6 protein-coding genes and 1 pseudogene are annotated in these 5,837 nt (G+C 71.1%); 4 read left to right on the plus strand and 3 right to left on the minus strand.

All coding sequences use genetic code 11. The features are described from left to right. Window positions 1-727, plus strand: a pseudogene (locus tag ACFFNX_RS39870) (hypothetical protein); the annotation flags it as partial. A 19-nt stretch (window positions 728-746) separates the two neighbouring features. Here ACFFNX_RS39870 and ACFFNX_RS39875 read toward each other — a convergent pair. Beyond that, entirely contained in the window at window positions 747-1,121 is a 375-nt protein-coding gene (locus ACFFNX_RS39875) for an ATP-binding protein (RefSeq protein ID WP_378211347.1), read from the minus strand. 242 nt (window positions 1,122-1,363) lie between these two features. On the opposite strand from ACFFNX_RS39875, the gene ACFFNX_RS39880 reads away from it, so the two are divergent. Continuing rightward, complete coding sequence (locus ACFFNX_RS39880; protein WP_378211348.1) at window positions 1,364-2,170, plus strand: GntR family transcriptional regulator; 807 nt, start codon at window positions 1,364-1,366, stop codon at window positions 2,168-2,170. On the opposite strand, the gene ACFFNX_RS39885 is transcribed toward ACFFNX_RS39880, so the two are convergent. Both ACFFNX_RS39885 and ACFFNX_RS39890 read right to left on the minus strand, forming a co-directional pair. Further along, window positions 2,133-3,092, minus strand: a complete 960-nt coding sequence (locus ACFFNX_RS39885; RefSeq protein WP_378211349.1) for an alpha/beta hydrolase — start codon at window positions 3,090-3,092, stop codon at window positions 2,133-2,135. The genes ACFFNX_RS39880 and ACFFNX_RS39885 overlap by 38 nt on opposite strands. A gap of 75 nt (window positions 3,093-3,167) precedes the next feature. Further along, window positions 3,168-4,085, minus strand: a complete 918-nt coding sequence (locus tag ACFFNX_RS39890) for an AraC family transcriptional regulator (protein ID WP_378211351.1) — start codon at window positions 4,083-4,085, stop codon at window positions 3,168-3,170. Between the two features lie 153 nt (window positions 4,086-4,238). On the opposite strand from ACFFNX_RS39890, the gene ACFFNX_RS39895 reads away from it, so the two are divergent. Together ACFFNX_RS39895 and ACFFNX_RS39900 are read left to right on the plus strand one after the other, a co-directional pair. After that, on the plus strand, window positions 4,239-5,321 hold the full coding sequence (locus ACFFNX_RS39895) for an aldo/keto reductase (protein WP_378211352.1): 1,083 nt from the start codon (window positions 4,239-4,241) through the stop codon (window positions 5,319-5,321). Between the two features lie 5 nt (window positions 5,322-5,326). Next, window positions 5,327-5,837 (plus strand): DUF1349 domain-containing protein (locus tag ACFFNX_RS39900; protein WP_378211353.1); only part of this gene is annotated, 511 nt, incomplete at its 3' end.

Here is a 5,837-nt window from a genome sequence, read left to right on the forward strand (position 1 = left end):
CCCGCCGACGCCGCCGGCCGGCCGGCCGATCTGGCCACGGCCGCCCGTGCTGGCCGCGGCCGCGGTCGTGCTGGTGGTCCTGGTGGGCGGCGCGGTGTACCTGGGCACGCGTGGAGGCGGACCGCCGTCCAACCCCACCACGGTCTTCTCCGACGACTTCTCCAACACCGGCTCCGGCTGGTCCGGCTCGACGTGGATCTCCGACACCGGGTACTTCCAGGGCGGCTATCGCATCGATGCGGGCGGCAGCATCAACACGGAGTCCTGGTCGAAGGCACCGGTCGACAACGCCCTGCCGACCAAGCTTCTGGTCAGCGCCGACGCCACCGTCAAGCAGAGCCCGCCGTACGGCCTGCTGGGGGTGTACTGCCGCGGTGAGGGCGACGGCAGCGACTCGAGCTCCTATGACTTCTTCGTCCGGGCCGACGGGCGGGGCGCGCTGATCCGCAAGGAGGCCGGGAAGGCGGGGTCGAAGGAACTGGCGCAGAAGAACTCGGCCCCGGGGTTCAAGGAGGGGAAGAAGAACCGCCTGCAGGCCGTGTGCGAACAGGACGGGAAGAAGGTCCACCTGCGCCTGTGGGTCAACGGCAAGCTCGCGGCCGAGGCCACCGACGGCGACGCTCCCCTGGCGAACGGCGGTGCCGGCCTGATGGCCCGGCTCGACAACGGCAACGGCACCGACGCCCAGATGCTGTTCGACAACTTCGACCTGTCCCAGTTCGACTGATCTCACCACCTCATCGGTCTCATAACTCGAACCAGTAGGTGAGGCCGCTCTCGTCGGCGCGGAAGCCGGAGCGGACCGCGAGCCGCCGGATCAGCAGGACGCCCCGGCCGCCCTCGCGAAGATCACCATCGGTCGGCAGGTCGCCGCGATCGCGGATCGTGGGGACGGTGTCGGCCCCGCCGTCGCCGACCTCCACACGTATGCCCGCGGCGGTCCGGGTGATCGTGACGGTCACGGTCGGACCGGTGGCGTGGATCACCGCGTTGGTGACCGCCTCGCTGGTCAGCAGCAGTGCGGTGTCGATCTCGGGCCGGTCGCCGAGGACCTTGGCGACGAACCGGCGGGCCGCCGCGACCTCCTCGGGACGGCGCGCGAGGACGATCGAGCCGAGCACCGGCCCGCCGGCCGTGGCCGGGATATCGGGCCGCCCGCCGCGTGCGCCGATCCCGCCACCTGGGGCCGTTTCGCCTATATCACGATCGCCGCGGTGACCGAACGGTGTTTCGCGCATGGCGACATCACTCCTCAGGGCGGGCTTTAGGGAGGGTAAAGAAACTATGCTGTGAGCATACGACCACAATGTGTGACCATGCAACAGGGGGCCGAGTTCGTCTCGAACACCGGAGTGCCGACGCAGTGAACCTCAACACCCTCCACGAGATCGCCACGATCTCCGACCCGATCGAGCGCGCCTGCGCGCTCGGCCAGGCCATGACCGAACAGCAGAACCTCGTCGAAGAGGCGGCCCGCATGCGCCGCCAGGCGATCGCCGAAGCCCGCGAGAGCGGCCACCGGCTCGAAGAGATCGCCAGCGTCCTCGGCGTGTCGCCCGGCCGCATCTCCCAGATGCGCAAGGGCCCGGCGTCACGTGCTCCGCAGCCGCCGCCCGAGACCCGGCCTCAGGTCATCGTGCACCGCGCGCTGCCCACCACGCCGGCCGTTCTCGCCAACAACGCCGCCTTCGTCACCGCCGCCGAACGGCAGGGCGTACGCCCCGGCCACCGCGTGCTGTTCGTCGGCACCGAGCCGTCGAGCGAGCACGTCGCGAGCTGCCTGCGCGTGCAGACGGGCGATGAGGTGATCGCGCGCCGGCGGGTGATCCTCGCCGACGACGTGCCGGTGCGCCTGGTCACCTCCTACTTCCGCGCCGACCTGTTCGCGGGCACGTCCGTGGCCGAGCCGGGCCCCATCCGGCCGTCACTGCGCGAGTGCCTGAAGGAGCTGGGGTACGGCTTCGGCCACGCGGAGGAGACCCTGATGGCCCGGCCCGCGACGCGCGCGGAGGCCGAGGCGCTCGAACTCGACCTGGGCGAGTGGGCCGTCCAGGTGCTGCGGGCGTCCTACTCCGCCGACGACACTCCCGTGCACATCCTCGAGTCGGTCTGCGCCGCCAGCCGGCACATCTTCACGGTGAGCCAGGAGGGCGGGGAACAGGAGTTCTGACGTCCATGTAGGCCGCCAGCCAGCGGTCCAGCTCCACGAAGAACCGGTCCCGTACCGGCGCGGCGGACAGGCTCAGGTCGTGCAGGCCGCCGTCGATGCGCACGCAGGTGACGTGCGGCCCGAGCCGCGTCGACCAGCGGGCGATGTCGTCGGCGTTCAGCACGGAGTCCGCGCTGGTCATGTCGTCCTTCTTGCTCCGCGCGCTGCGCGTGGAGGCCATCACGAGCACCGGCACGTCGATCGCCAGCCCGGCGTGCGCCTGCCGGTGCGCCCGTATGATCGCGGCCAGCCAGCCCAGACGCACGGTGCCCTTCTCCGGCTTCCACGTCAGGTCGAAGTCCCACTCTCCGCCGTGGTCACGGTGGATGGTCCGTACGTACGACTCCGACGGCCCGGTCGGGAACACGCCCTTCGGCCACGCCCGCGCCGCCGCGCGCACGAGCGGCCCGGCGAGCGTCCGCACCGGCGCCGGGACGTTCAGCTCCAGGAACGGGCTGTTGAGGAACAGCCCGTCGATCAGCCCCTGACCGCGCACCCGGTCGGCCCACAGCGCCGTGATGAGCCCGCCCGTCGAGTGCCCGTTGACGAGCAGTACGTCGTTCTCCTCCCGGATCAGCCGCACCGCCTCGTCGAGCTCGGGGAAGTAGTCGGTCATGCTGCGGGCGAAGTACGGGGTCTGGTGCGGCAGCAGCGACCGGCCGTACTTGCGCAGGTCGAGCGCGTAGAAGCTGTAGCCGCGCTCGACGTAGAAGTCGGCGAGGTGCGCCTGGAAGAAGTAGTCGACGAAGCCGTGAACGTACAGCACGGCCTTCCGCCCAGAGGCGCGGCGACGGACCAGCGTCGCGACGACCTCGCCCTCGCCGTCATCCTCGAAGCTCAGCCGGAGCGCCTCGTAGTCCGCGCCCAGAACATCCGGTTCCATGACGGATGAGCGTACGGCCAGACCTTCGCCGAGAACACGACCGAGATCACAGAAACGCACGCGGTCCGGACGCGGTCAGGGCAGGTGCCGGGTGTCGTGCGGGCCGGGGTCCGCGCGGAGGCGCGCGGCGTCCTGGCCGGGTGGGGCGCCGAACAGCCGCCGGTACTCTCGGTTGAACTGCGTGGGGCTGTCGTAGCCGACGCGATGCCCGACGCCGGCGACGTCGCCGGGGCGGGTGACCAGCAAGGACCGGGCCTCCTGGAGCCGGATGCGCTTCTGGAACTGCAGGGGGCTCAGGGTCGTGACGGCGCGGAAGTGCCGGTGGAACGCGGACGGGCTCATCCCGGCCAGCCGCGCCAGATCGGAGATCCGCATCGGCTCGGCGTAGTTGTCGCGGATCCACCGGATGGCGCGGCTGACGTGGGACAGGCCGCTGTCGGCCAGTCCGATCTGGCGGATCATGCCACCGTGCGGGCCGGTGAGCAGCCGCCAGAGGATCTCCCGTTCGACCAGGGGGGCGAGCACGGGCGCGTCCGCAGGGTGGTCGAGGAGCCGCAGCAGTCGTGTCACGGCGTCGAGCAACTCGGGCCAGGCGGCGCCGGTCGCGATCGCGGGCGCGTCGGTTCTGGATCTGGACCACCGTCCGGGTGGTGTCTCCAGCAGCAGCGGGGCGATGGCCTCCGGCCGCAGCACCAGGCCCAGGGCCAGCGACGGCAGCTGCGGGCTGGCGTCGAGGAAGTGGCCGGTGACGGGCAGGTCGGCGGTGACCACGAGAAACTGCCCCGTCCGGTACTCGAACACCTGGTCACCGAGCAGGAGACGCTTGCCGCCCTGGGCCATGACGACCAGCAGCGGCTCGGTCAGCGAATGGTCCGGCGGCGCCGACTCCACCTTCGACAGCCGCAGCCCGTCGATCGCCGTCCGAAGATCCGGCCGGGCGTGCCCCGCGATGAGACGGCGGATCTCGTCCAGGACGTCGGGGGTGGAGCGCACACCTCACGGAACCATGGCGACCGCTCCGGGGCAAGGCCGATCGGAGCGAAGTCGGCAGTATCAGGCAAGACTTCGCGCGGATCCGCCTACCGTGGACCACCCGGCGCGCGTTTCGATGAGCGGGACCATTCCGTACGGCACGGGAGCACGCACATGCCGCTCGATCACTACGTCACCCTCGGCCGGTCCGGGCTGCGGGTCAGCCCGTTCGCGCTCGGCGCGATGACCTTCGGCGAAGATCCCGGCGGTGCCGGGTGCGGCGTCGAGGAGTCCGAGAGGATCCTGGCGACCTACCTGGACCGGGGCGGGAACTTCATCGACACCGCGAACTTCTACACCAACGGCCACTCGGAGAAGATCCTCGGTGACTTCTTCGCCGCCCGGCCCGGGCTGCGCGAGCACGTGGTGCTGGCGTCGAAGTTCTTCACCAACCTCCACCCCGGTGACCCCAACGGCGGCGGCGCCGGCCGCTCGTCGATCATCGCCCAGCTCGACCAGACCCTCCGCCGACTGCGGACCGACCACCTCGACCTGTACTGGTTGCACAATTGGGACCGGAACACTCCGATCGAGGAGACCCTTCGCGCCCTCGACGACCTCGTCCAGGCCGGGAAGATCCGCTATGTGGGCTTCTCCAACACGCCCGCCTGGGTCACCGCCCAGGCGCAGACCACGGCGCTGCTCAGAGGCTGGACCCCGCTCATCGCGCTACAGGTCGAGTACTCGCTGCTGGCCCGTACCGTCGAGGGCGAGCTCGGGCCGCTCGCGCTCGACCAGGGCATGGCGATGGTCGCCTGGAGCCCGCTGAAGAACGGCTTCCTGTCCGGCAAGTACCGGCGCGGCACGCAGGTCACCGACTCGGCCCGCACGGCCTACGTCGGCGGCCCCGGCGAGGACGAGTACACCGTCATCGACGCCGTCGCCGCGGTCGCCGACGAGCTCGGGACCACCTCGGCGGCGGTGTCGCTGGCCTGGCTGCGCGCTCGCGAGGGCACGGTCGTGCCCATCCTCGGCGCCCGGCGCGTGGACCATCTGGAGGACAACCTCGCCGGCCTGGAGGTCGCCCTCACCTCCGAGCACCTCCGCATGCTCGATGAGGTGTCGGCTCCGGCCTTGGACTACCCGGCGCCGATGCACGGCGCGTTGCGGGCGATGCTGCAGTTCGCGGGCACCACCGTCGACGGTGAGCCGTCCTCCGTGTATCCACCGTTGCTGCAGAGCGAGGTCCGATACTGAGGACCATGGACGAACGCGAGGTCGTCGGGTGGTCCGACGCGGCGTGGCTCAACCCTCCGCTGCGTGCCGAGATGGACGGGGACGCGCTGCTGGTCACGACCCGGCGCGAGAGTGACTTCTGGCGTACGACGAGCTACGGCTTCGTACGGGACGACGGGCACGCGCTGCTCACCGGCCTCCCTTCCGGGTGTGCGGTCGAGGTGGAGTTCGTCGCGCGGTTCGAGGAGCTGTACGACCAGGCCGGGCTCATGGTCCGGGTCGACGCGCAGAACTGGATCAAGGCCGGGATCGAGGTCAGCGACGGGCTGCCCCAGCTCGGCGCCGTCGTGACGCGCGGGGTCTCGGACTGGTCGGTGGCGCCCGTGCCCGAGTGGTCCGGGCGCCGGGTCACAGTACGGGCGAGCCGGGCCGGTGACGCGGTCACGGTGCGGGCGCGCTGCGAGGACGAGCCGTGGCGGATGGTCCGGCTCGCGCCGCTCGATCCGGGCGCGACGGCGGCGGCCGGGCCGTTCTGCT

Origin of the sequence: Actinoallomurus acaciae (assembly GCF_042429965.1) — a bacterium.
Lineage (GTDB): Bacteria > Actinomycetota > Actinomycetes > Streptosporangiales > Streptosporangiaceae > Actinoallomurus > Actinoallomurus acaciae.

What these genes read in the sequence shown, in the direction of transcription:
- ACFFNX_RS39885 (WP_378211349.1), bottom strand. Translation starts at nt 3,092, where the DNA reads ATGGAACCGGATGTTCTGGGCGCGGACTACGAGGCGCTCCGGCTGAGC.
- ACFFNX_RS39895 (WP_378211352.1), top strand. Translation starts at nt 4,239, where the DNA reads ATGCCGCTCGATCACTACGTCACCCTCGGCCGGTCCGGGCTGCGGGTC.